Source organism: Rhodococcus sp. IEGM 1241, from assembly GCF_033142365.1.
GTDB lineage: Bacteria > Actinomycetota > Actinomycetes > Mycobacteriales > Mycobacteriaceae > Rhodococcus_F > Rhodococcus_F erythropolis.
This window is the reverse complement of sequence record NZ_JAWLSE010000001.1, coordinates 147,839-173,179: the sequence shown is the minus strand read 5'-3', so window position 1 is coordinate 173,179 and position 25,341 is coordinate 147,839. Positions and strand designations below refer to the sequence as shown.

The following is a 25,341-nucleotide window of genomic DNA, read 5'->3' as shown; positions in this document are numbered from 1 at the left end:
TGCTACGCAACCTTTTCGTAGAGCGTGATGACACCGGCGCCGCCGAGACCGAGGTTGTGCTGCAATGCGAGCTTTGCTCCGTCGACCTGTCGTGCGTCGGCGGTGCCGCGCAACTGCCACACCAGTTCGGCGCACTGAGCCAAGCCGGTGGCGCCGAGCGGATGTCCCTTGGACAGCAGGCCACCGCTGGGATTGACCACAACGCGGCCACCGTAGGTGTTGTCGCCGTCGAGGATGAACTTCTCGGAGCACCCTTCTTCTACCAATCCGAGGGCCTCGTACGAGAGCACTTCGTTGACCGAGAAGCAATCGTGCAGTTCCACGACCTGGATGTCGCGCGGATCCACTCCGGCCTTTTCGTAAATCCGTTGCGAAGCAACTCGAGTGATGTCCGCGCCGACGACTTTGAATACGTCGTCGTCGGTGAAGACGCTGGGAAAGTCGGTGACCAGCTCTTGAGCCGCGATCGCCACACCCGGTGTGAGGCCGTGGGCACGCGCGAAATCTTCGCTGCAGATGATGGCGGCGCCGGCTCCGCAGGTGGGCGGGCAGGCCTGCAAACGAGTCAGCCCGCCGTACAGTGCCTTTGATTCGAGCACTTCCTGCTCGGTGACCGGCTCGCGGAAAACCGCGTACGGGTTGTTGGCAGCATGCTTGCGGGATTTGACCGAGATCTTCGCGAACAAATCCGGCGAAACCCCGTACCGCTTGGAGTACTCCTGCGCGGCGGCACCGAAGTACTGCATCGCCATGGACGGGTTGGCGGGGTCGATGCCGTAGGTGCGGTCGAGGACTTCGGCGTGCCGCTCCATCGGAGCCGGGCGGTCGCCCCAATGGTTGACCAAAGCCCCGGGCTGCATCTGCTCGAAGCCAACGGCGAGTGCGCATTCGACGACGCCGGACTCGACGGCCTGCCTGGCCAACCACAGCGCGGACGAGCCACTCGCACAGTTGTTGTTGACGTTGACAACCGGAATTCCGGTCATACCCGCGCCGTAGATGGCGCGTTGGCCACTCGTCGAATCCCCGTACACGTAGCCGGCGTAAGCCTGCCCGATCTTCTCGAATCCGATTCCTGCGTCCGCGAGCGCGTTGACAATGGCCTTCGCGCCCATCTCGTAGTAGTGCTCGCTGCGCCCTGGCTTCGTGAACGGGATCATTCCGACCCCGGCGACTAGTACTTTGCGACTCATCGGTGCTCCCTTGTGATTACTGGTCTTCGTGCTTTGGTGGTTGATTCGTTGTGTGTGAGGCGTATTCAGAGCAACTCGAGGATGGTGGCATTGGCCATGCCGCCGCCCTCACACATCGACTGCAAGCCGTAACGGATTCCCTCGTCACGCATGTGATGCACCATCGTGGTCATCAACCGCGCGCCAGAGCCTCCAACGGGATGCCCGATGGCCATGGCGCCGCCATTGGGGTTCATCAGCGAATAGTCGGCTCCGGTCTCGCGCAACCAGGCCAGGGACACGGCGGCGAATGCTTCGTTGATCTCGAACGTGCCGATGTCGGAGAGCGTCAACCCGGACTTCTTCAGCGCCAACGCCGTTGCCGGGATCGGGCCCTTGAGGATGCTCACCGGATCGGTACCGGTCACCACTGCAGTATGAATGCGGGCGATCGGCGTCCAACCGTGTTCACGCGCAATGTCACTGGTCGTCACGAGGAGAGCGGCGGACCCGTCGGAAACCTGGGAGGCGTTTCCTGCGGTGATCTCGGTTCCCTCGAACGCCACCGGCAGCTCGGCGAGGCGTTCCATGTTCCCGCCGCGACGGATACCTTCGTCCGCCTCGATGATCCGGGTGCCACCTTCGGCATCGGTGACCGTGACCGGTGCGATCTGGCCGGAGAAACGACCGGCATCGACAGCGGCAGCAGCGCGGGCATGCGAGTCGAGGCCGTGCCGGTCCATGTCGGTGCGACTGATGCCGTACTCGTCGGCGATCATCTGAGCGCCGAGACCTTGGTTGAATCGCTCGATGTTGTAGCGCCCCAGTACGAGTGGGCCGTGCATCGGACCGTAGTCACCGGCACGGGCAGCCGCGCCGAGGGGGATGACGCTCATCATCTCGACTCCGCCGGCGACTGCGACGTCGTACTGGCCCGAGATCACGCCGGCTGCCGCCTGGTGTACGGCCTGCTGCGAAGAGCCGCATTGGCGGTCGACGGTCACGCCAGGGACATGTTCGGGCCATCCTGCACCGAGTACTGCTGACCGGGCGATGCAGCCGGCCTGCATGCCGAGGGTTCCGACGCAACCCCAGATCACGTCGTCGACAATTGCGGGGTCCAGCCCGGTTCGCTCTGCCAGCGTGCGCAGAACGTGCGCTGACAGATTGACTGCGTGCGTGGTGGACAACCCACCACCACGTTTGCCGACCGGTGTCCGTACCGCGTCGACGATAACTGCATCACGCATGAAAACTCCTGTGTCCGAGTCGGTGAGAGATCAGAGACCGATATCTTTGGCGATGATCGTCTTCATGACTTCGCTGGTGCCGCCGTAGATTCGCGACACTCTCGTGTCTGCGTACAACCGTGCGATCGGATATTCGAGGATGTACCCGTAGCCACCGTGCAGTTGTAGGCACTTGTCGATCACGCGGCCGGCCATCTCGGTGCAGAACAGCTTGATGCGTGCAGCATCGGCGGCGGTGAGCTCTCCGGAGTCGTCGAGATCTAGTCCCTTGTCCACCAGTGCCTGTGCGGCCGCGACTTCTGTAGCGCATTCGGCAAGAACGAATTTGGTGTTCTGGAAGGATGCAACAGGCTTACCGAAGACTTGGCGCTGGCGGACGTACTCCGACGCGTACTCGATCGCCGAGGCCGCACAGGCGGTCTGGCCGACACCGATGGAAAGTCTCTCGCGGGGAAGGTTTTGGCCGAGGTAGGAGAAGCCCTTGTCCTGCTCGCCGAGGAGATTCTCGACCGGAACTCGAACGTCGGTGAACGACAGTTCGTTGGTGTCGGAAGACTTCATGCCGATCTTGTCGAGCTTGCGTCCGAAATTGAAGCCGACACTGTCGGTGGGAACCACCAGCAGGCTGAGTCCGAAGCGTCGGTCTTTCTCGGACGGTGCGGAGGTTCGAGCGGCTACGACGCAGAGTTCCGAGTTGCGGGCACCGGTGATGAAGGTCTTGGCGCCGTTGAGGATGTAGTGGGTGCCGTCTTCGGACAAGCGCGCTGTGGTCTTGATGCCCGCTAGATCCGATCCGGTCCCCGGCTCGGTCATGGCGATGCAGAGCATGGTCTCGCCGCTCGCCACTCCCGGAAGCCACCGTTGCTTCTGTTCGTCGTTGGCCAGGCGCAACAGGTACGGCAGCACGATGCCGATGCTCACGCCGTAGTGTCCGAAACTTACTGCTGCACGGGCTGTCTCCTCTTGCATGACAGCTTGGAATTTGAAGCTGGTGGGCCCGGCGCCACCGAACTCCTCGGGGATGTCGAAACTCGTTGCGCCGAGTTCTGCAAGCTGGTTGAACAGCTCACGCGGTACCTGGTTCGCGCTCTCCCACTCCGGGTAGTTCGGCGTAACCTGCTTTGCGATGAAGGTCCGGATGGTCTCGCGGAATGCCTCGTGCTCGGGGGCATAGACGGTACGTTTCATGATTCGCTCCTGACAATCTGTGATGAGATGACGTGTTTCAGGTCAGACTCGTCCGGCGTCGACGACGAGGCACTGACTGTTGATGTAGTCCGATTCGGGCGTGCACAGCAGGTACACCGCCCCCGCGGCTTCCACGGGAGTGCCGCCTCGGCCGAATGGGATCATCTTCGACGCGGCGGCCAAGCGGTCAGGGTTGACGCCGACGCGAATCTCGCGGCCGTCGATCGTCAACGTCGCGTTCGCGTCCGCGGACACCTCGGTCATTCTCGTGATGATCAGTCCGAATGCCACTGCGTTGACGTTGACCCTGTACCGACCCCATTCCTTGGCAAGAGTCTTGGTCAGTCCGATCAGTCCGGCTTTGGCGGCGCCGTAGTTGGATTGGCCGGCGTTCCCGTAGTACCCCGACACCGACGACACGTTCACCACCTTGCGGTGGTAGTCGGTCGGATTGGCTTTGATGAAAGGTTGCGCCGCACGCAGGATGCGGAACGGCGCTTTGAGATTCACGTCGACGATGGTGTCCCACTGCTCGTCGGTCATCTTCTGAATCACCGAGTCCCAGGTATATCCGGCGTTGTTGACGATGATGTCCAGACCGCCGAAGGTCTCGACCGCAGTGCTGACGAACCGCTCCGCGAAACCGTCCTCGGACACTGAACCCACTACGCTGACTGCTTGTCCGCCGGCCGCCTTGATGTCGTGCTCGGTCTGGGCAGCAGCCTCGGGATCCAAGTCGTTGATTGTCACCACTGCACCCTCGCGGGCGAATTTGAGTGCGATTTCTCGGCCGATCCCACGGCCCGACCCGGATACGAGGGCGACCTTTCCCTCCAGGTTACCCACGGTCCCAGTTCCCGCGATCCCATTTCCCACGGTGTTCCCTTTCGAGTGAAGAGTGTTGTAACGAAACGTAATTGGCGGTATTCCAGACCGGCGGTTGCTCCGACGCTGCGATGTCCCGAGGCGTCGTGGCTCCGGGAGCTTCATTCGCAATTACTGATGATTCACTTTTAGGCCCTAAAAGTATGTATGTCAAGCATCTTCACAGTTGCTGCTGGTCAGATGCTGTTCCATTGCATTCACAGTGGTGTACGAACCTGACCGGATGGGGCGCCGGTGGCGAGTGACGGACACTCTCGGGCGCCGGAAGCTGTCGATTGCCACCGCACGAGCTGGGGCATTGCGCGGGTGAGATTCGGGGGAACTGGCCTTTCGGCAAGGTCACCAGTGTCGTCGGCGTTTCGAAGTGACCCTTGACACAGTGGAGAAAATAGCTCAAAGTGAATATCAAGTAATTCCTTGAAGAGACATCGCACGAGAATGCCCGCGCACGGACGGCTGAACTGAAGAAGTCAACCTGAGGGAGGCGGGGCATCCAACTGTGTGCTTTTGCTTATCTGGCAGTGCTATTCGGTGGTTCGCTCTCAAAGAATGGCCAAACTGACGCGTCCTCTCCACAGAAGCGGAGCGTGATGGATCTCGATCCCGAATATCGATGTGAACTCGAAGTGTCACCAAACCAAGCGGCAAGTCTGCCCTGCACTGCGCTGGCAGTGCCCGTTGATCAAACCGTCTCCTCGAAGGATCCGACAGTGACAACACCCCGGACAACACCCAAGGCAACGCCTCGTCAAGTGGCAACACACCAACAAGCATCTTCGGGCACAGCAGTGCCTGAAGCTCCCGAATCACGTCGCCGTGCTTGGGGTTTGACCTCGCTGCTGGTTTTCCTGACCGTCATCAACTGGGGGGACAAGGCGGTGTTGGGCATCATTGCCCAACCGTTGTCCAAGGAGCTGGGGTTGACAGCATCCCAGATCGGTCTCGTGGGTAGCTTGTTCTTCCTCACCTTCACGATCGGCGGCTTCTTTTCCGGCGCGATTGCCCGAATAACGACACTGAGATGGGCGCTGGCAGTGTTGGCCTTGCTCTGGTCGGCGGCAATGCTCCCGATGGTCATCACGGCGAGTTTTGCTGTGCTGGTGGTCAGTCGCATGCTGTTGGGTTTGGCTGAGGGGCCGAGCGGGCCCTTGACGCACACCGCCGCGTTCTCCTGGCATCCGCCGGCGAGGCGTGGGCTTCCAGGCGCGCTTCTCGCCGGGTCGGCCTCGCTGGCGAAGATTGCCGTGGCACCGGCGCTTGCCTTCGTGACGGTCACGTGGGGGTGGCGTGCGGCGGTGGTCTGCATGGCGGTGCTCGGCGTGTTGTGGTGCGTGCTCTGGCTGCCCCTGTGGTCGCAGGGCCCCTACATCCGTAGTGGAAAGCGTCGAGAAGAGGCGGGAGTCAGTGCAGCCGAGACTGACGAGCCGGCGGTGCCGTGGATACGCATCTTCCGAACGCGGACGTTCATCAGCTGCACAATGCTGGTGATGGCGATATACGCCATCGTCGCGGTTGTGCTGACCTGGCTTCCGTCGTACTTCGAAGTGGGCTTGGGATACACCCGACTGCAGGCTGGTTCGATGTTCGCGTTCCCCAGTATTGCGGGCCTGATCTTGATGTTGATCCTCTCCTCGTCCGGAGATCGTCTGACTTCACGCGGCGCCACCTCCCGCTTGATTCGAATCATCGTTCCCTCGGTGGGTGTGCTCGTCAGCGGAATGATCATGGTGTTCTTGCCCTACGTATCGGCCCCTGCGCTGGCGGTCGCGATCGTTTCGGTCGGATATGGGTTCCTGGCGTCCGGCTATCCGCTGATCATCGCCACGATCTCTGAAATATGTCCGCCCCGGCAGACAGCCGGAACGCTGGGAGTTTTCATGGCGATGATGGGAATCGGGGGTTTGATCGGCCCCTACGTGACCGGGCGGATCGTCGACGCTGCCGATACTCCGGCTGCCGGGTATGCCACTGCGTTCCAGGCCTTCGGATTGGTTGCGGTCCTGTTCGCTTTCGGAACCTTGATTTTCGCCAACCCCGAGCGTGACAAGGAGATCGTCTGGAAAGCCACGAGTCGAACGTAGCTGCGTGACGCTCCCGAAGGAGAAGAATTGTGGGTAACTCGACTTTTATGGCAATGAGCCGTCTTCGTGCGAGTACACTCGCTTTGTGAATCTGACGCAATGACCGAATCGACGATAGGATGACGGCGTGCCACGTGAAAGGGAACCGATGACTGCCGTCCGTCGACCCCGCGACCGTAAGCAACAGATATTGGCAGCAGCAAGTGAGCTGTTCCGGGAGCACGGATATCACAACATTTCTGTTTCGGATGTGACCGGTCGGGTGGACATCACCACGTCGGCGCTCTACCGCCATTATCGAAATAAGAACAGCCTGCTCTACCACGCGGTTCTGGCCGGGATCGAGTCTCTCAATGAATCTGTCGGCAGCGCAACGGATCTGTACACGTTACTGACTACGCTGTCGACAACGTCGGTCGAGCGCCGCGGGCTGCCGCTGTTGTGGCAGCGTGAAGCCAGGTACCTGGACGACGACCAACGAGAGATGCTGCGTAAGAAGTTGCGACTCAGCACCTCTCGTATCTCCAAGTTGGTGAAAGTGCACAGATCTGACCTTTCCGACTCCGACAGTCGACTGCTGGCGTACTCGATCCTTGCGGTGTTCAGCAGTTCGTCGAGTCACCGAATCTCGATGCCACCCCGTCAGATGGAGGCACTGCTGTTCGACCTTTCGGCGCGTGTTGCCCTGTCCTCCATCGGATCTGCAGACCCCAATGTTCCCGCTGCGCGCACAGAGGCCATCTCCATACCCGTTTCGCGACGCGAACAACTACTGACCGCGGCGATTCAACTATTCGACGAACGAGGGTATCGAACGGTCAGCAACGAGGACATCGGTGCTGCCTGTGGCACGACAGGCCAGAACGTGTACAACCACTTCGACACAAAGCTCGACATTCTGTCCACGGCAATCACCCGTGGTTTCGACCGACGTGACCTTGCGGTGAGGCAGGCACTGTCGCAAGTAGGCGATTCGAGCGAGACGCTCGACATTCTCTTGGGTGTTCATATCGCGTTTGCCTTGGAGGACGGACACCTCATCGGTTTGATGGCGACGGAACTCGCCGAGCTTCCCGACAACACCCGAAAGGCCTGTGTCCAAGCTCAGCGGGACTACCTGGAGTTGTGGGTTCGAGCGCTCAGCGAAGTTCGCCCCGGCTTGGATGCGACCGAGGCGAAGTTCACCGTGAGTGCAGTAATGACGTTGATCGGCAACGCTATCCGTATCGGAAGCGTTCGGCGCCGTGTTGACCTCGTAGACCGGCTAGCGGAGATATGCACTGCTTTGATGACGGAGACTTCGGATCCCGCTGCGTCATTGGTGGGCGCCGTAGTTGGTGCCGCTCCGTAGTCCCAGAGCGGCACATCGGCCCCCACAGAACGAGTCAGTCGCGCCCGGCTTCGACCAGCTTTTCAGCAAGGGTCGCTGGTGTAGTGAAAATCGCTTCGTGGCTTCCTGCCATCTGAACGATCCTGCACAGGCCGAGCCGACTGGAAAATCTTGGATGCCAAGCGAACTCGCCGTGCGGCATTGCGGTGTCTTCCGTGCAGTTCAGGTAGGAAGTCCTCATCGTCCCGGAGTTGACGAGTTCGTAGAACTTCGTGAGATCAAGTTTGTCTTCCAACATAGTGACCGGTGTCGGACATAGAGACTCATAGGCGCTCATGGCTGTCTCGTGATCGGCGTCGTTCAAAAACGCTTCCCTCCACACGTTCCAAGGCAAGGAGAACATTCCATCCACCGCTCCTTCGCGCACCATCTCTCGATAGTGAGCCGGGGACTCGTCGTTGATGCTGTTGCCATTCATTGGAACAAAGGCATTCCAATAGACAAGTCGCCGAATGCGGTCAGGGAATACCTCTGCGACCTTGGAGATGACCGTGCCGCCGAAGCTGTGTCCCACCAGAATGAAATCCGTGATATCTCGCTCGGTGATGTACTGAACGATCGAATCGACGCCGTCCGAGTGGCGGACGCGGGCCTGCGATTCCCCGAACCCCGCGACCGTAGGTGTGTACACGCGATGGCCAGCCGCAAGCAGGTGTTCCGCCACAGGTGCCCAATGCTCCCCCGTATGCCAAGCTCCATGCACGAGAACGAAAGTGTATTGCTTCGCCACGACTATTCCTCCACCACGTAAGTTCACTCGCCGAACGGAATTTCATCCGCAAAGGTCTCGCAGACGAGAAGATGATTAGCGATCGGGATTTTCCCGTCTACCGGCCCCGAATCTATCGTTGAATCGAACGTCGAACCAATGCCAGAAGACGCGCAAGCTATGTCGAATCTGGCATACCGAATATGCCTCTACTCAGGAGAATCGGGTGGCAAGACATCGATTTCATCCGGGCACCCTAGCGTGCTGCCACGGCTTCGATCTCGACCAGCATCGCCGGGTCGGAGAGCCCGGTGGTCTCAGCCATCAAGCTGGCTGGTGAGCATTGGTAGGTTTCAAGGGCATCAAGCACGACATCGTAGTTCGAGGTTGCAGCAGCAATGTCTCTGACAAAGATGCGGATCTGTACCACGTCTCGGAAGCTGAAGCCTGCAACTTCGAGGGTGTGGTTGATATTTGCAAAGGTCGTTGCAACTTGGGCTCTGAAGTCGCCGGCGCCTCCGTGCGCATCCACGCTGCCGCGTCCCTCATGACCCGATACGAAGAGAAATTCCGAAGGTGCGCTGATTCTGACTGCGGAGTTGTATCCGAACCTTCCCACAATGAGTTGTGGGGCGATGTTTTCGCGCTGCATGGCGTGCTGTCTCCAATCTGAATTGTCAACGTTTCGCCGCTGGTCGAATCAGCGGTCGTAGGACAGGATCTGTTTTGCGACCGCTCGGGGAGCGGAGATCATCCCGTCGTGTCCGGTATTGATTTGATCGAGTTGCCACTGGCTCGAGTTGTCGAGTACCCGCTGCTTCGAGGACTGGATATCGGGGAAGGCGGGTTCCGTGAAGTCGATGTAATGCCGTGGAAGTCCAGCCCCAGCCGGACCGGCGAGAGTGACTGTGTCACTCCAGGTCGACCATGGGTGCGCAGTGAGTTGCCGTTTCGCCCATTCGATGTCATTTCGATCGGTCAGACCGAACATTGTGGGATCTGTCGGTGCGGGGACGGCGTACCCGCCGTTGGCGGTGACAAGCGTTCGAAGTATCTCCTGGCTGCCGAGTGGCATTGTGGAGAGTACTGTTTCGCCGTTTTCGATGACCACAGCGTCGAGGTAGACCAATCGACGGATCTTCTCGGGCATCCGGTCAGCCACCGAGGTTATGTATGCGCCACCGATGCTGTGGCCGACCAGCACGAAGTCTGTGAGCTCCTCTGCTTCGATAGTCCGAACGATGTCGTTGACAGCGTCTTCGTAGCTCAACGCTGCGTGGAGGAGGTGGGATCGGTCCCCTACGCCGGTGATGGTCGGAGTGATCACTCGGTTCTCACCCCGTTGCAACATCGGCGCGAGTTTGCGCCAACACCAACCTCCATGGCTGCCACCGTGTACGAGAAGGTAATCCGGTCGCGCGGGGGAAGCTGACGAAACGCCGGCGTTAGCAGTTGCAGGGGCCGCGACTGCGGCTGCGAGGGCCGCCGCCCCTGCAAACAGCGTGCGCCGATTCACTCGCGGATGAATCCTCGACGGCTCACCGCGCTCGGAAGCATCCGACATTCTGCTGGGGGTTCGCGTTGCGCTGTTCGGGGCCGTCAGGGTCCCGAAGGCCATCGGTGATTTCATCCACTCAGCCTGCCGATCTACACACCCTGCTGTCCATGTTGATCAAGCCACAAGACATGTCCTTCCGTTCGCGCGCGACACTAAAAGGGGAGCTCACGATTACAGTGAATAGTGTTGAGCCATAATGCTATTAATGCCATCGTGAACGAGTGTCGCGATCAGTCTTTGATCCCCGCGATGCGATGACGATTCGGCGAACCATGGAGCGAGTCATCGACAAGAAGGACCGTTCGAGCTATTGCCTGAAATGTAAATGTGAGCTAACTTACAAAGTAAGACGCAAGTGTCTAAGATTAGAATTCTGCTATGGAGGATCAGTGAAGAGTGGGCGATCGTTGACCCTGGCCGCGAAAGTGCCGACGCGTCAGTCGGGCAACATACGTTTCGGGCGCGTACCGGAACACAGGCGTACGGCACTTGTGGCCTCCTGCGCCGCGCTCGTGATGGCGACCTTTGCCACCTTCCCCGCCGGCGCCGCGCCCGCCGCGGACCAATCTGCCGCCTGCACGGAGCCTGCGCCCGGCCAACTCGCCGCCCGCCAGAATCCGGAGGCGCTGGGGTTCGATGCGGCGGCCTTGGACGAGGCTCTGAATTTCGGGCAAGCGAAGGGCGGCGCCACTATCCAGGTTTACCGGCACGGCTGCCTCGCTGGAGACCGCACCGGAACGGGAAACCTTCCGATACCGTTGGCCAGCACTACCAAAGGTGTCGCCTCGGTGGCGGTCGGCCGTGCGATCACGATGGGCCTCTTCGAACTCGACGACCCACTCCGTAAGTTCTTCCCTCAAGCCGACGAAGCCCACGGCGCCCTCACGATCCGCCAGATCCTCACCCAGACGACAGGCCTGCATTTCAGCTGGCTGGCCGAGGGTGCGGGCATCGGCACCGATCAGATACTCCAAACGCTCAGTGCACCAGTTGATTTCCCTGCTGACACGAAGTTTCAGTATGCGCAGAACACGTTGGCGCTTCTGCCGAAGATCATCGAGATCACCGCGCAATCGGATTTCCAGGACTTTGTGCAACGCGAGGTATTCGACCCGGTGGGCATCAGCCGCGACAGCTGGGTGTGGCTGCGCGACCGCAGCGGCAATACCGTGGTCAGCGGCGGATTGGCGATGCGCGCAGACGACCTGGCTCGACTGGGACGACTGATGTTGCAGAACGGAAGCTGGAACGGGAACCACCTCATCGATCCCGCCTATGTCCACGACGCTTCCCAACCGACGGACGCGAACGGCGGCTATGGATTCTTGCTCTGGACCAATGTCGGTGACACTCATTGGCCTTCGTTCTCGGGCCGCTCGGCGAGCCGCATCGACCACCCGATCCTGCCGGGTTCCCCCCGTGATACTTATGCGTTCTCAGGGGCGCTCGGACAACTCATTGTGGTAGTGCCGAGCAGGGACATGGTTATCGTCCGCCAAGGCATCCCGGTCAGCATCGATCCGAACAATTTGGGTGCCAACCTCGTTGGCACCGGCAACCCTGACAATCAGGAGTTGGTCCGCAAGATCACTGCCAGTGTGCGAGATCTACCGCCGGTGCAGGTCGATGATCCGTACCGCTACAACGACGCGACCGGCCCACTGTTCCGAGAGCCGGCAGACGTCCTGTACTGGTCGGACCCAGCCAACGTGCTGGCCATCCTGCTCGGCACCGGGGATTACGCCGATACCGGCTGCAATCTTCTGTGGTGCAACGGAAAGCCTCTACCAGAGGACCTGGCCAACACGGTCGTGGATGCCAGCGCCCAGATCGCGGCCGCAGTGGCGGCCATCGCCCACGGGCCACGCTGAGAGAAGTTGAGAGAGAACGATGACGACACAAATTGGGAGACACTCGATGCGTAAATTGATCTTGGGAGTGGCGCTCGGCTTGACTCTGGCGCTCTCCGGTGCCGGAATTGCATCCGGCGAGCCGAATGACGTTCCGGGACAGCAACCCGTCCCGGGCCCCGGGCCCGTTCTCGGAGCGGTGTACCCGGCAACCGTCCAAGGCGCGATACACCAGAAATTTGCGGTACCTGGTGCGCACGATGTGACCGTCTCGCAACAACTGACACCGTGCAACGACCTCTACGGAGGTTTGCAAAAGCTGCTCGCGCCAGTGGTGGGAATGAAGGATCCGGAGCAGTTGCGATGCACCGACGCATTCCCACACGGCCCCGATTCACCAATCGGTGTCCTGTACTACTACCCCACAGATCTGCAAGAAATGGCACCGGCGCCGACGTTGGTCTGGGTACCGGGCATTGACGGCGACGCCGGCCAGTACGACGACGCCGCGCGGCTGTGGGCAAGCCGCGGATTCATCGTTGCGATCCCGTACAACTTCATCAATTCCACCACGACTGAACACCTTTGGGGCACACAAGCACTGATCCAAGAAGAAGACCGCCCCGACTCACCTTTGCACGGGAAGGTCGATCTCTCCCGCGTGATCCTGGGTGGTCATTCCGGGGGCGCAGGTTCCCTCATCTACGCGGCGTCATACCTCCCGCCGGTTCAACAACTGCTCGACCCTCGCCTACGTATCGTCGGCGCGCTGAGCGTCGATACCGGAATCCAAGCCCCCATCGGAGCCGCCATCACGGTGCCTACTCTCACGATCACAGGGACCCGGGATTGGGTCACCCCACCGTTCCTGTGGCCGTACTGGGCCTACGCCACCATGTTCCAGGCGCCCGCCTACAGCGCACCCATGGTGAACGGCACCCACCTGAGCATCAACGACGATCTGCCGAATAATCCAGCCGCGAGTTTGTCCATGGCATGGCTCGAGCACCTCGTCGGCGGAAACCCGGAAGCTGACGCCGTCTTCGTCGGTCCTAGATGGGGTCTGGCGAGTGACCAAGCTTTCATCGACGTCAAACGCAACGGCCCAGCTGATCAGCTGAATTAGGCTCAGCAGCCCGATCTCCCGGATGCGTAAGGGTTACTGAAGCATCATCGAGCTGACTAAGCCGAACGCTCCTCAGTGCTTTGACGGCGAACTCCTGGTTCCACCTCGTGCCATGTGCGTAAACCTAGATTCAAGAGGGCGACGACCTCCATCGACCGGGGCTGCACCGGACACCGGTGCACTGCATGGCTGCCACCCTCGCTGCACGTAACCGGCAAGAACATAGCGGCCTGTACATTCCATGTCCCGGCGCGATGTCCTGAAGATGATCGGGGTCTTATGGTCGTCAAAAGGGTTTGCCGTGTTCGTGTTTTCGTTGAGAGGTAGTTTCAGTGCGCTGGAACGGCGTGTCCGCGCCGACTCGTCTACGCCGACAGCCCGCGAATACGTCGAACAGGCGAGCTGCATCTGGCACTACAGTCGACAGAAAATAATTCCGTGAAGTAGTTCGTCACGAGAGTTGAGAAGCGCGTGCCGCCTGCGGCGCACCCTCCAACATGACCGGAGGAGATGAGATGGTCGTTGGCAGCAGTAGCCCGACGGTGGTTCCGATAGCCAATAACCAACATCTGGTGCGTCCACGCTTTCCACAGCCTGAAGGTCTCGGTACCTCGCGACTCGTTCGCAGCGGGTGACGTGCGGTTTGGGGACTATCCGGCTCGAACGCGCGACGAGTACTGTGACGGAGATACTCCGTAATACGTCTTGAACGCGGTACTGAGGTTGAACGCATCCGAATACCCGGTCTTCTTCGCCAAACGATCCAGCGTGAGCGTCGGATCCACGATCAGCGAATCTGCGACCAGTGCCAGCCTCCACCGTCGCAGATGTTGTATCGGGGGTTCACCTACGGAGCTCTTGAATTCGGAGACGAACATGGATCGAGACATGCCGGCGATAGCGCTCATCGCCGGCAGAGTCCATTTCTTCTCGGGGTTCGAGTAGACCTCGCGTAATACGGCGCTGATCGATTGACGGGGATCGTGCGACAGGTTTCCCACACTCCAATCGGCGGACCACTCTGCGAGCATCAAGCAGATAATCGATTCGAGAAGTCTGACTGCCGTGGACGGAAAACCTCTCCCATCGGTCCAGTTGTCGTGTTCCCGAGCAAGCGACTGCAGCGCACGGGAAACCGTGCTCACCTCCGATTTTTTCGATGTCAGTAGATTCGGAAGGTGATGCTCCAGAATCGAATACAGATTTCCCGCAGACTTGAAGGAAATTACGAGAACGGGTGGGTGACTCGACTTTTTCGCTCGGTCAGAATGATCATGCGATTCGGACAATCGAAAGTTACCTTCGTCTGCCAGACACAAGATGCCGACCTCGCCCGCGCCGAGCGCTCTAACTTCCTCGTGTGAAGCGCTAGATGTGATCTCAAGCGATACTTGAGTGTTGCTGAAAATCAGGAACTTTCGCGAAGATCTCGTATCCAATGTCGACGATGACACAACAGTGCTGAAGTCGGCTGGGCCGGAGTTCGCGGTTCCGGAGTTCGCGACACTGAAGTTCACAATTCGAAATGCAGAGAGTGCGCTGTCTACGGGGCTGAGCATCTTCTGATTCTAGGCAACGGAGAGTTGGTCGGGCGAAACGCAATCACATGAATCCTGAATCCGCGAGCATGGTGAGCTGACTGGTGACGAAATTACTGTTCGTTCATGGCACAAAGTAGAGAGATTCTGGTACTTGGAAGCACTGGCCAAACCGGTCGAATAGTCGCGGATTCGCTGGAGCGCGAAAGACACACAGTGCGACGTGCCTCTCGTTCGTCTGCGTCCACGCCCTTCGACTGGTTCAGTCCGGATACGTGGCGGCAAGCAGTCGAAGGCGTCTCGCGCGTGTACGTGGTATTGCCCGAAAGGTTGGTGGATTTCGAGGCCTTCGTCGACCTGTTGGAGACCTGCGGAGTGGAATATGCCGTCGTTCTGACGGCTCGGAACCCTTCCGTCAGTGGTGACGCAATAGCGGTCGGAGCCGAATTCGCGTTTGCTCAGTCTGTTGTGAAGAGCACTTTCCTCCAGCCGAGTTGGTTCGCGCAGAATTTCACGACGGGTATGTTTGCGGGACAACTTCAGGCCACCGGCACATTGAGGCTCCCAACGGGTACCGGCTCGGAGCCGTTCATCGACTATCGAGACATCGCAGAAGTGGCGTCGTCCATCCTTGCAATGGACGACCCGTCACCGAGCGGGCCGTTGCCGTTGTCGGGGCCGAAGTCCTACGCATTCGAGGAAGCCCTCCGGGTCCTGGCCGATGTAACCGGCACGGGTGCAGGGAAATTCGAACCGATTTCTGTTGACGAATGGCAAGCTGAGGCTACGCGCGCAGGAATTCCAGAAACCTTCGTGAAGTCGTTGTCCAACTTGTTCGTGGCGATATCCAAGGGTCGTGACGACTACATTTCAAACGGTGTGTACGAGGTGCTCGGAAGGGAGCCTCGTTCTCTTCCCGACACTTTCCGTGACCACTCGAACGCAACTAGCTGACAACCGTCAAACTGGCCGACGCCGGGAAATCTGGTCGAGTTTCTTCGTTTCCAACGCCTAGAACAACGAGTCAGATCGGTGGGTGACCGTCCCATGGACGCTACCCACTGGTAGTTGGCGTAACGAGCACGGGAAGCCCCCACGGGGCAGACTGCAATCTCCCAACACGTCTCACCCCCGCTTTTGGATGCCACGAGAGTCTTGATCGCAGGATTTGTTGCTCACCCGTTATCCCTTCGACGCACACTCCGTCAGCGCGGACGTCTTCACGATCCGCGCGGTAGTTATTTCCGAAGTCCTAGGTGATAGTGCATGCGTTGGCCGGGTTGGTCCGGTGCGCCGAAGACTGTTGCCCAGTCGTGTTGAACGCTCGCCACGGTGTAACCGCGGCTAGACGCCTCGCCGAGGACCGTATGCGCACCGATGTCGTTAGACGCGGCGTCGCGGATGCGATCGTCGTGGTGGACGACGAGGGCGAATCCTGGCCGGTGCCCCGCGAGTAGGTATCCAGCATCTGCGCGTCGCCGTCGGAATTGCCTGCCGTGAACAGGGGGCAACGTCCGATCCTGCACCAAATACGTGCCGGCTTCTCGGGACCGTTGTCCATGAACTCAAAGGACGATCCATATCGCACATCGCCGATGGTGCTCTCGTATCTCACCCCAAGGGCTGAACCGATGACTCGTTCAGGTGGTATCCCGTAGCAACGCTGAACGATAGGACGCATGAAGTCCCGGTCTCCGCCGGAGACAATGTGACAGCTGAAACCGTTGTCCTCCAGAAAGCGAAGCAACTCGACCACAGGCTTGTACGTGGTCAGCAGGTAGGGTCGACGCAACGTCAGATACTGTGCCGTATGGGTGAATTCGGCAACGGCTGCCGCGTAGTCAGTGACACTGAGCCGATCGAAGGAGTGAGTGATCGCACCGATCACGATCCGCAGATCGGCGTCATCGCCCGCAGCTCGCTTCTCCCGTGCCTGTGCCAGCCAGTCGTAGCCCCCTCGACTGCGCTGCGGCAGGGCTCGATCTCGGCAAGCGCGGTGTCGGATGCAGCTTGCTCGCGCCGATACTCGACGATGAAATGGACCTGGACCTGGACCGGCATCGGCTTTTGGGCCACAACGTGCCGTCGTTGTCGAACACGGCCACCCGGTCGGCAACCGGCACAGGCGCTGCCCTTGGTTAGTTGCCTCGACGAAATACACAATGGCCTCACGAGTGGGTGAACTGCTCCACGATGGCAACGCCGATAAAGCCATCGCTTATCCCCCTCACAACACGTGACATAGGGATCGCGCGCGAAGACCGAAACGTCTGCGCGTCGATCATCAGTGCTTCCCCAAGCTCCATGCGTCACCGAGCATGAGAAGGCGGGGCGCATAGTCGCTATTTGTCGGGTTTGTCCATCTGCCTCGGACCCGCCTCCCCGGATTGACCGTGCCCCCGGTTTAGCCTAAGTGCGGAATCTCTCGCACCACCACTGACAGCCAGTCCAGCGAAAAGCTGCGCACCCGACGATAATACGACGGTACGGTGTGCTTACCTCTTCAAGGGAGACGTGCATGCAGGACTCAGCGGGCAAGATCCTCGACGGATTTCCCACCGCGGAAACCATCCAGGCAGCATACGAAGCATCCGACCTCGCGCGGGCCGTCACATGCTACAAACACTTCTTTCCCGCCGCCTCCGGAATGATGATCCTCCGCGGGAGCGCAGCGGTAGGAATCGTGCCGAATCGAGTCTTCGGAACAATGGACACCCGGCCCGGACAAGTCGGCCTGACACTGAACTCCGACACACCGTATGCACCAGTCGTTCTCGATCTTGCGCTCGGGCCGATGATCGTCGAGATCCCGGCGGGCCCGATACTCGGCGCGATCCTGAACGCCGATCAGTCCTGGATCGCCGACGTCGGCATTCCAGGAGCAGATCACGGAGAAGGTGGCCGCTACCTCGTCCTGCCGCGCGAGCACGACGACATCGAAATCGCGGACGCGATCACCGTCCGCGCATCGACGCGGCACGTACTGACCGCGTTGCGCGCCGTGCCGCTCGGCGGCGACCTGGACAAAGCTGTCGACCTACTGCGGCACACCCGCGTCTCCCCGCTCGACCCGTCGGTGCCGTGGGCGGAGCCGACATGGATCGACCTGACCGGCCACCCCCAGGACACCAGCCCGAACTCGATACAGGGAACACCAGAATTCTGGGAGTGCCTGCACAGCTATCTCACCGACGAGGGCACCACCGCCCTCGACCCGGCGTATGTCGCCGAACTGGCAGTACTCGGCATCCGGGCCGGCGAACCGATGCCCACCGAACCCGACACCCTCTCCGTCCTTGCACGCGCCGCCGCCGAAGCCGATACGCAGATGCGGGTCCAGTCACTCGCCGACCGCCGCGACGATCGGATCGCGTGGGCAGATCGGACGTGGGAATGGGTCAGCCTGCGGCCAGAAAACGCGGCATTCGAAAAAGACGGAATGCTCGACGTCACCGCCCGCGAAACCTGGTTCTACCAAGCCATCGCCGCATCCCCGGCCATGTTCCGACGCAAGGCTGGCGGCGGCTCTCTCTACTGGTTCTGCGCCCGCGACGGCGCCGGACACTACCTCGATGGAGGACAGAGTTACTCACTGACGCTGCCGCTCCCCGTGCCGGCGCACCTGTTCTGGAGCATCACCGCCTACGACGCCCGCACACGCAGCCAGATCGACACCGGACAGGGACATGCGGCACTGCGCTCGCTTTTCGAACTGCGCGAACACCTCGACGGCGAAACTGTCACCGTGCATTTCGCTCCTTCCGCCCCCACAGATGCGGATGCGCCGTGGATCCAAACGATCCCGGGCGCGGGCTGGTTCGTGTACTTCCGCATCTACGGCCCGACCGAAGAAGCATTCGACAACAGTTGGAAGCCAGGCAATTTCGACCTCGCAACAGAACAGGGGTAGCGATGACCACCGATTCGGGGATCGACATAATCAGCCGCGGCATCCACAGACGCGCGGTGGAGTCCGCAGTCTGGGGCATGGCGGCTGTGAACTTCGAACTGATGCGGGAAGTGCTGGCAGGAGGGAACTCCAACGAATTCGTCTACTGGTCACGTCTTCTCGACTGGCGCAACCAGACGCTCACCCCGAACCCCGATCTCATCTACTACATCGCGTTCTTCGACACCCACGACGGCCCCGTCGTTGTCGAAATCCCCGCCGAACACGAAGGGCAGGCACTCAACGGCTCGATCTGTAATCTGTGGCAGATCCCTCTCGAAGATGTCGGCCATTTCGGTGTCGACCAGGGCCGCGGCGGAAAATATCTCATCCTGCCGCCCGACTGGGACAACCCGATCCCCGACGGCTACATCACCCTGCCCTCCGAAACGTACCGCACCTACGCGCTCCTACGATCGGTGCTCGACGAAAGGACTCAAGACGCGCTCGACCGCGGACTGGAACTGTGCCGACGGATCCGCGTCTACCCCCTGACACAGGCGGACAACCCACCCGAAACAAGGGCGCGAGATCTCAACGGTGAGATCGTCGACACGACCATCCCGTATGACATCCGATACTTCGAACTGCTGCACCGCGCCATCCAAGACGAACCATGGCTCGCGCGTGATCGGGCATTTGCCGAAATGCTCGCCGGAATCGGCATCGAAAAAGGCAAAACCTTCGACCCCGACCCCGGACACGTCAAAATCCTCGAAGACGCGGTAGCCGAAGCACACACCTGGATCCGCGCCAGCTACGAACAGTCCTTCGAACCCTTTTTCGCGGGCACCCAGTGGTTCTTCCCCGCAAACCAAGACTTTCTCGAAGCACAGCGCGACGGGTTCACCGCCCACGACCAGGTATACCCGTACACCAGCCGTGCGGTGGTCTACCACATGGCGTTCATCGGTCTCAAACACCTCGGTGTCGGCCAGTTCTACCTCATCAATCTCCGTGACAAAGACAGGTCATTCTTCAACTCTGCCAACACCTATCGCATGCCGGTCCCCGCCGACGTCCCGGTCTCGCAGTACTGGTCGGTCACGATGTACGACGCCCAAACGCACGGCTTCATCCGCGGCAACACCAAATACTCCGTGTCATCGCAAACCCCGGGACTGATCACCAACGACGACGGCACCGTCGACATCTACTTCGGACCGCACGCCCTACCAGGCCGCGAAGCGAACTTCATCGAGACCGGCGACTCCCAAGGCTTCGAACTCATGTTCCGCTTCTACGGCGTCGGCCCCGAAGTCATGGCAAAACAATGGTCTCTTCGTGACGCCGAACGCCTCGAAGACACACCCACCGCCCAGCCCAAATCCCTCCCGCAATCAACCTAACCAGCAGAAAGTTCTCCCTTGGCACTATTTCGCTCCGCCAGTACTTGGGATTTCTCCGCCGAAGGTCGCCCATAGGTCTGCGCCGCACTGGACAGCGTAGCGAGACCGTCTCTGAACCCGACTGCATGGTGTCGGCGATCTGCGGGAGATGTGAAACGGTCATCATAGGACTTGACGTCGAGGCTTGTTTAGCGCGTGGAATGGCACCTGGCGGCCCGAAACTACTGACATCGGACAGGTTCCCTTTCGGTGACTGCTTTTAAGCACTTGTACTGCTCGGCCAGCGGGGCCGGCACCATCGTCGCGGGGTCTTTCAAATGCTATCGCAGCGTGAATCAGCGGAAACGGTCCAGATGCTCACGCAGGAACGCATCCAGGCTTCGTGGCTCACGCCCCAGGACACGTGCCACCGTGTTGGTGGGTGACTCCGGGCGCGAGACGGCAAGTTGCTGGATCTCCAGAATGTGCTCGGCCAGCCACGGAGGCATGTGGGCATGATCGACGAGGTTTTGCCGCAGTTCGTGCGGTGGCAGGTCGATATATTGGACGGGGCGATCGAGCATGCGGGTCAGAGAATCGGCGATGCCGCCGTAGCCGACTGCCTCGCTACCCGTCAGGACGTAGGTACCGCCGGCGAGGTCGGCGCGTGTGAGCACGGCCGCGGCGACGTCACCGATATCTCGGCAGTCGATCCAGTTGCACGGCGCGTCCCGCATCGCGCCCAGAATCACCCCTTGCGCAGCCACCGCCGGAGCCAGGAGCAACAGATTCTGCATGAACGCATAGGGGCGGAGCAGAGTGTGGCGGATCCCGGATGCGCGCAGGTGTTCACCAACGGCGTGGTGGCCACGGGAGAGCGCGATGGGGGAGTCGGCCGCGGCGGCGGGGTCGGAGATCTTGACGATGTGTTCGACGCCGCTCTCGGCGGCTATGTCGATCACACGCGTTTCGAACTCGACCTGTTCGAGGCCGTTGGCCATGGCGAGGAAAAGCTGTTCGGCCCCTTCGAAAGCCGCGCGTAGCGAAGTTGGGTCTGCGGCATCGGCCGGCACTACTTCGACCAAACCGTCGGCCAAATCGCCGAGGTGGGCGCGCAGCCTGTCCGGGGCGCGGGACAGCGCTCGGCTCGGCACACCCGAGGATGCGAGACTGCGTAGCAACGCGCCGCCTGTGGTTCCGGACGCTCCCATGATGACGATCATCGTGTTCCTTTCGGTCTTCCCCGCGAAGCCGGGGATCTTTGACATGTGTTGTCTGTCAGGGATTCTGACGGCGCCATCGCCAGCTGACGATGACGGCAGCCACAGCGGCAGATATCGGTAGATCGAGTTGCAGGCGAGCAAGCCGAGCGGTGTCGACCACACTCGTGTGAGCTGGTAGCCAACGGGAGCCGAACCACCCGACGAGACCAGCAATCACAGCGGCTCCGACGGCAAGAATTGCCGCCACCATGACGCGAGGCAGGGCCGTGGTCCACGGCCGTGACCTCCCGCGACGCTGCAGCCAGGAGCCGATCAGCAACGCCACCACTGCCGACGTACCCGCAATGGACGTAAATGCCGCCGTCGTGAGGCCCGATTGGCCGGATGCGACTCCGCCCGCACCCGCCATCAGCGCAGGGGCAAGGTAGGCGACCAGCACCTCTCTCCACAGGGTGAAAGGTCGTGCGACGCGACGATCGGCAACCGGGAGGCGTCGATTGGAATCGGTTATCTCCCTTTTGTTTTCGCGACGGATCGGCGGGGTGAGTCCGGACATGAAGGAGACCAACTTTCCATTTATAATTAGGTGGCTAACTATTTGGGCATGGAGCGAGAAGCCTTTGTCGAGAATTGACGACGATTAGAATCGCTACACGAATGCCTGGAATCCCAGCCGACTACTCCGCAGTCAGCGCACCGATACCGCGAACGACCCGCGAGAGCAGATCCAGAAAAACCGCACGCTCGTCGACAGTGAGCTCGTCGACCATTTCCTCGAGACGAGCAAAGTGTTCGGGCGCCATGTCACGCAAACGCTGAGCGCCGCGAGCAGTCAGGACGACCACCGCACCACGCCCGTCCTCCGCGGACGGACGCCGAGCGACCAAACCCTCCTGCTCGAGGCCGTCGACCAGCCCGGTCACCGTGGCTCGCGAGACGCCGAGATCAGCGGCCAGTCGCGAGGGAGATTTCTCCCCGTCATGGTCTTCCAGATCCGCAAGCAATCGGTAACGGCCGGTCGACAGTCCATACCTCGCGAAGTGAACCTCGGTTGCTCGACCGAGCCGCGCGCCCGCCGAAATCAGCCGCACCGCAACCAGCACCGCCTGCGGATCGGACCCGAGGCCGTAATGCTCCAACTGCCGCCGCGCCTGATCCAACGTGGGTGAGTCGTGATCGGTTCCGTCCACTGCCATGCAACTAATATGGCACCTAACTATATTCTGGTCAACCCTTCACCAGAGCTAGCTTCAAACGCCGAACAATTTCTGCGGGGCCGCCTGGCAGTCCGGGTGATTGCCGGGATAGGGCAGAACCTCCTCGAGGGCGAGCCCTATGGCAAAGGCCGTGTGGTCGTCGTACGGCCGCGTGACTATCTGTGTACCGGTGGGGATTCCGTTCCGAGCGAAACCGGTGGGGATTGTCAGCACCGGGCAGCTGCTCAGGATGTTGAAGGTGATGGCCGGTACGGCCTCAAGATAGAATCCCAATTCTGTTCCAGCCACATTGATTCCGTGCCCGACGTAGTCATCGCCGGCAAGAAAGCCGTCGGTCACCACTGCCGGAGTGATCAACGCGTCATAGGTGTCGAACAGGGATCCGATCGACGAATAAAGTTCGGCTTCGATCGCGAGTCCGTCGAGGAAAGTCGCGTCACCACGGGTGCGGCGTGCCCATCGCGCGAATTCCTTCGCGTACTCGGTGACTTTGTCGGGGTGCGCGGACGCTTCGGCGGAGATCGATGCACCGAACACGTGATCGTAGTGAATGGCGGCCGCACGCATGATTGCAGCGCGTGACAGGTCGACTTCGATGATCTCCGCGCGTGCGCCCAGCGCAGTGAGGGTGTCCACCAACTTGGCGGTGTTGGCGGCAACGTCCGGATCAACCGGCCAGTCACCCAACGCGGGGATCACGGCGATACGCATTCCTGCGCACGAATGCGTTGCGAGGCCGGGCAGCGGCGATGCCGGCACATGCGAGGCAATGTCAGTGGAAGTCGGTCCCGCGATGACCGACTGCATTGTGAGGCAATCACTTACGGTGCGAGCCATCGGACCGCAGTGGCAGTAGCGATCGAGATTGAAGGGCGGATCGACGGGGACACGGCCATGCGGTGGCTTGAACCCGACAATTCCGTTGAGTGACGACGGAGTTCGGATCGATCCTGCAACATCGGAACCGGTAGCCAAGTGCGTCATACCGGTGGCAAGTGCGACTGCCGATCCACCGGAAGACCCGCCGGAGGAGTATTTCGTGTTCCACGGATTGCGAGTGACGCCCCACAACTCGGACTGTGTGAACGCGGCCGAGGAGAATTCGGGCGCCGTCGATCGCGCGTGGACGATGGCACCGGCGTCGACGATCCGCTGCACGAAAGCCGAAGTGTGGGTGGCGATCAAGTCCTCATAGACCTTGGACCCTTGAGTCCACGGTTGGCCTTGTACCGGTTCATCCTCTTTCACCACAACGGGAACACCGGCGAGCGGGAGGCTGGCATCCGAGCCGCGGGCGTAGTGGCGTTCCGCTGACTTCGCCTGTGCCCGTGCAGTATCGAAGAAAGTGTGTCCCACTGCATTCAAGGTCGGGTTGAGCGCCTCGATACGTTCGATGGTGGACTCGAGCACTTCCACCGGAGACAGCGATTTGTCCCGGTAGCGTTCGAGCATCTCGGTCACATCTATGAATGTCGAAACGGGTGTCTGGCGCATATCTGTTGTCCTGCCTCTATGTAGGTTTTGTGTCGGCGGCTAGGTTGTCAGTTCGTGCTTTGCCACGACGGGATTGCGGAATGTGGCGAGCAGCATTGCGAGAGTGGCGATTCCCGCGGCTGTCCAGAAGACCGTTTCGGAACCGGAGTGGTCATGAATGCGTCCACCCGCGAACGCGCCGAGGGCGATGCTTGCATTGAAGACTGCAACCCACAGAGCCGCAGCGGCCTCTCGGTGAACGGGAGCTGCTTGTGCGATCCATGTTTGAGTACTCACCGATACACCACCGTAGAAGAGGCCCCAAGCCGCCATGAGCAGAGCAGCTGTGATCAAGGTGGTAGCCGAGATCGGGAACAGGGCAAGGGTGATCGCTACTCCCGCGCTGAGGATGACGACCACAGTCTTCGGAGACTTGGTGGCAGATGGCCCGGCTATGAAGTTGCCGACAACGCCCAGAACCCCGTAGATCAAGAGCATCGTGCCGATCTGCGCAGGGTGCAATCCTGCGAAGAACTCCAGCCCCGGACGCACATAGGTGTACGCCGCGAAATGAGCGGTGACGATGAGCGCGGTAATCGCGATTCCGACCCGGACTCCCGGGTTCCGAAAAGCCACCACGAGACTGCCGAGCGACAAAGCTTGATCAGCTGGCATCACGGGTAGGACAGCGAACATGGCGAGCGCGATCAGCGTCGCGGCGCAGCTGAGAGTCCAGAATGCCACGCTCCACCCGGCCGCTGCTCCGATATACGTCCCCGCAGGGACACCGAGAACTGAGGCAACCGCGATTCCGCTGAAGATGATCGTGGTCGCCAACCCGACGGATCTGGAACCCACCAATTTGGGTGCCAGGCTAGCGGCGAGTGCCCAGACTCCGCCCATGCTCACACCGAGTAGGACGCGAGCACCAGCGAGAACAGCGAAGCTTGGTGCGAGAGCCGTGAGGGCGTTCGCCGCTGCGACTACAAGCATCAGAACGATAAGCGTCGACCGACGATCGAAGCGCCGGGTCACGATGGGCACGAACGGGGCAGTGGCCGCTGCCACCAATCCGGTAATGGCCAGTGAGAGCCCGATGGTCCCTTCGCTTTCCACCAGGTCAGCACCGATCGGGGTGAGTAGCCCGACCGGCATCATCTCTGCCGCGACAACGATGAAGGTGGACGCTGCGATCAGGGCGACCGCAGCCCAGTGGTTCTCGATGGTGTGTGCGTGGGTTGAGGACGTGGGCGCTGGGCTGTTCTGCCCGGGCGCGGAATGTGGCATGTAACCAGAGAAGCTCCCGCACGCCCAAGGATCAACGGCGAATCGCTCATCCAACCATTAGCTCAATTCATCGATGAGCCATGATGGAGTGGTCGAATGAGTCGAGGGTCGGAGTGA

General features: G+C 60.6%; 21 protein-coding genes. 8 read left to right on the top strand and 13 right to left on the bottom strand.

Annotation, left to right across the window (positions count from 1 at the left end):
- Positions 1-2: 2 nt before the first annotated feature.
- From R4P70_RS00780 to R4P70_RS00765, 4 genes are all read right to left on the bottom strand, one after another.
- Entirely contained in the window at positions 3-1,193 is a 1,191-nt protein-coding gene (locus R4P70_RS00780; RefSeq protein ID WP_317830211.1) for a lipid-transfer protein, read from the bottom strand.
- 65 nt (positions 1,194-1,258) lie between these two features.
- On the bottom strand, positions 1,259-2,422 hold the full coding sequence (locus R4P70_RS00775; protein ID WP_317830210.1) for an acetyl-CoA C-acyltransferase: 1,164 nt from the start codon (positions 2,420-2,422) through the stop codon (positions 1,259-1,261).
- A gap of 30 nt (positions 2,423-2,452) precedes the next feature.
- Complete coding sequence (locus R4P70_RS00770) at positions 2,453-3,610, bottom strand: acyl-CoA dehydrogenase family protein (RefSeq protein ID WP_317830209.1); 1,158 nt, start codon at positions 3,608-3,610, stop codon at positions 2,453-2,455.
- A gap of 42 nt (positions 3,611-3,652) precedes the next feature.
- A complete protein-coding gene (locus R4P70_RS00765; protein WP_317830208.1) occupies positions 3,653-4,456 on the bottom strand; it encodes an SDR family NAD(P)-dependent oxidoreductase in 804 nt (267 codons plus the stop codon).
- Between the two features lie 749 nt (positions 4,457-5,205).
- Here R4P70_RS00765 and R4P70_RS00760 point away from each other — a divergent pair.
- Both R4P70_RS00760 and R4P70_RS00755 read left to right on the top strand, forming a co-directional pair.
- On the top strand, positions 5,206-6,576 hold the full coding sequence (locus R4P70_RS00760) for an MFS transporter (RefSeq protein WP_411742452.1): 1,371 nt from the start codon (positions 5,206-5,208) through the stop codon (positions 6,574-6,576).
- Between the two features lie 127 nt (positions 6,577-6,703).
- Positions 6,704-7,927, top strand: coding sequence for a TetR/AcrR family transcriptional regulator (locus tag R4P70_RS00755; RefSeq protein ID WP_317830207.1), 1,224 nt, complete (start codon positions 6,704-6,706; stop codon positions 7,925-7,927).
- Positions 7,928-7,961: 34 nt separating this feature from the next.
- Here R4P70_RS00755 and R4P70_RS00750 read toward each other — a convergent pair whose 3' ends face one another.
- From R4P70_RS00750 to R4P70_RS00740, 3 genes are all read right to left on the bottom strand, one after another.
- On the bottom strand, positions 7,962-8,696 hold the full coding sequence (locus R4P70_RS00750; protein ID WP_317830206.1) for an alpha/beta hydrolase family protein: 735 nt from the start codon (positions 8,694-8,696) through the stop codon (positions 7,962-7,964).
- Between the two features lie 235 nt (positions 8,697-8,931).
- Positions 8,932-9,327: a RidA family protein gene (locus tag R4P70_RS00745; RefSeq protein WP_317830205.1), complete on the bottom strand. Its 396-nt coding sequence runs from the start codon at positions 9,325-9,327 to the stop codon at positions 8,932-8,934.
- A 48-nt stretch (positions 9,328-9,375) separates the two neighbouring features.
- Positions 9,376-10,239 carry an alpha/beta hydrolase gene (locus R4P70_RS00740; protein ID WP_317830725.1) on the bottom strand — a complete coding sequence of 288 codons (864 nt, stop codon included), beginning with the start codon at positions 10,237-10,239 and terminating at the stop codon, positions 9,376-9,378.
- Positions 10,240-10,622: 383 nt separating this feature from the next.
- On the opposite strand from R4P70_RS00740, the gene R4P70_RS00735 reads away from it, so the two are divergent.
- Both R4P70_RS00735 and R4P70_RS00730 read left to right on the top strand, forming a co-directional pair.
- Positions 10,623-12,104: a serine hydrolase domain-containing protein gene (locus tag R4P70_RS00735; RefSeq protein WP_317830204.1), complete on the top strand. Its 1,482-nt coding sequence runs from the start codon at positions 10,623-10,625 to the stop codon at positions 12,102-12,104.
- Positions 12,105-12,150: 46 nt separating this feature from the next.
- Positions 12,151-13,209, top strand: coding sequence for an alpha/beta hydrolase (locus R4P70_RS00730; protein ID WP_317830203.1), 1,059 nt, complete (start codon positions 12,151-12,153; stop codon positions 13,207-13,209).
- Between the two features lie 650 nt (positions 13,210-13,859).
- Here R4P70_RS00730 and R4P70_RS00725 read toward each other — a convergent pair.
- Positions 13,860-14,354 carry an AraC family transcriptional regulator gene (locus R4P70_RS00725; RefSeq protein ID WP_317830202.1) on the bottom strand — a complete coding sequence of 165 codons (495 nt, stop codon included), beginning with the start codon at positions 14,352-14,354 and terminating at the stop codon, positions 13,860-13,862.
- A 519-nt stretch (positions 14,355-14,873) separates the two neighbouring features.
- Here R4P70_RS00725 and R4P70_RS00720 point away from each other — a divergent pair.
- The 4 genes from R4P70_RS00720 to R4P70_RS00705 all read left to right on the top strand — a co-directional run bounded on the left by R4P70_RS00720 (position 14,874) and on the right by R4P70_RS00705 (position 20,045).
- Positions 14,874-15,701 carry a dTDP-4-dehydrorhamnose reductase gene (locus R4P70_RS00720; protein WP_317830201.1) on the top strand — a complete coding sequence of 276 codons (828 nt, stop codon included), beginning with the start codon at positions 14,874-14,876 and terminating at the stop codon, positions 15,699-15,701.
- Positions 15,702-16,676: 975 nt separating this feature from the next.
- Positions 16,677-16,889 (top strand): hypothetical protein, encoded by a 213-nt coding sequence (locus tag R4P70_RS00715; RefSeq protein WP_317830200.1) that lies wholly within the window; start codon positions 16,677-16,679, stop codon positions 16,887-16,889.
- A gap of 376 nt (positions 16,890-17,265) precedes the next feature.
- Complete coding sequence (locus tag R4P70_RS00710; RefSeq protein ID WP_317830199.1) at positions 17,266-18,657, top strand: DUF1214 domain-containing protein; 1,392 nt, start codon at positions 17,266-17,268, stop codon at positions 18,655-18,657.
- Positions 18,658-18,659: 2 nt separating this feature from the next.
- On the top strand, positions 18,660-20,045 hold the full coding sequence (locus tag R4P70_RS00705) for a DUF1254 domain-containing protein (RefSeq protein ID WP_317830198.1): 1,386 nt from the start codon (positions 18,660-18,662) through the stop codon (positions 20,043-20,045).
- Positions 20,046-20,380: 335 nt separating this feature from the next.
- Here R4P70_RS00705 and R4P70_RS00700 read toward each other — a convergent pair whose 3' ends face one another.
- The 5 genes from R4P70_RS00700 to R4P70_RS00680 all read right to left on the bottom strand — a co-directional run bounded on the left by R4P70_RS00700 (position 20,381) and on the right by R4P70_RS00680 (position 25,224).
- Positions 20,381-21,292 (bottom strand): NmrA family NAD(P)-binding protein, encoded by a 912-nt coding sequence (locus R4P70_RS00700; protein WP_317830197.1) that lies wholly within the window; start codon positions 21,290-21,292, stop codon positions 20,381-20,383.
- A 10-nt stretch (positions 21,293-21,302) separates the two neighbouring features.
- Positions 21,303-21,803, bottom strand: coding sequence for a hypothetical protein (locus tag R4P70_RS00695; protein ID WP_069145316.1), 501 nt, complete (start codon positions 21,801-21,803; stop codon positions 21,303-21,305).
- 121 nt (positions 21,804-21,924) lie between these two features.
- On the bottom strand, positions 21,925-22,443 hold the full coding sequence (locus tag R4P70_RS00690; protein ID WP_003943230.1) for a MarR family winged helix-turn-helix transcriptional regulator: 519 nt from the start codon (positions 22,441-22,443) through the stop codon (positions 21,925-21,927).
- A 54-nt stretch (positions 22,444-22,497) separates the two neighbouring features.
- Positions 22,498-23,958 carry an amidase gene (locus R4P70_RS00685; RefSeq protein ID WP_317830196.1) on the bottom strand — a complete coding sequence of 487 codons (1,461 nt, stop codon included), beginning with the start codon at positions 23,956-23,958 and terminating at the stop codon, positions 22,498-22,500.
- Positions 23,959-23,997: 39 nt separating this feature from the next.
- Entirely contained in the window at positions 23,998-25,224 is a 1,227-nt protein-coding gene (locus tag R4P70_RS00680; RefSeq protein WP_317830195.1) for an MFS transporter, read from the bottom strand.
- Between the last annotated feature and the right edge of the window lie 117 nt (positions 25,225-25,341).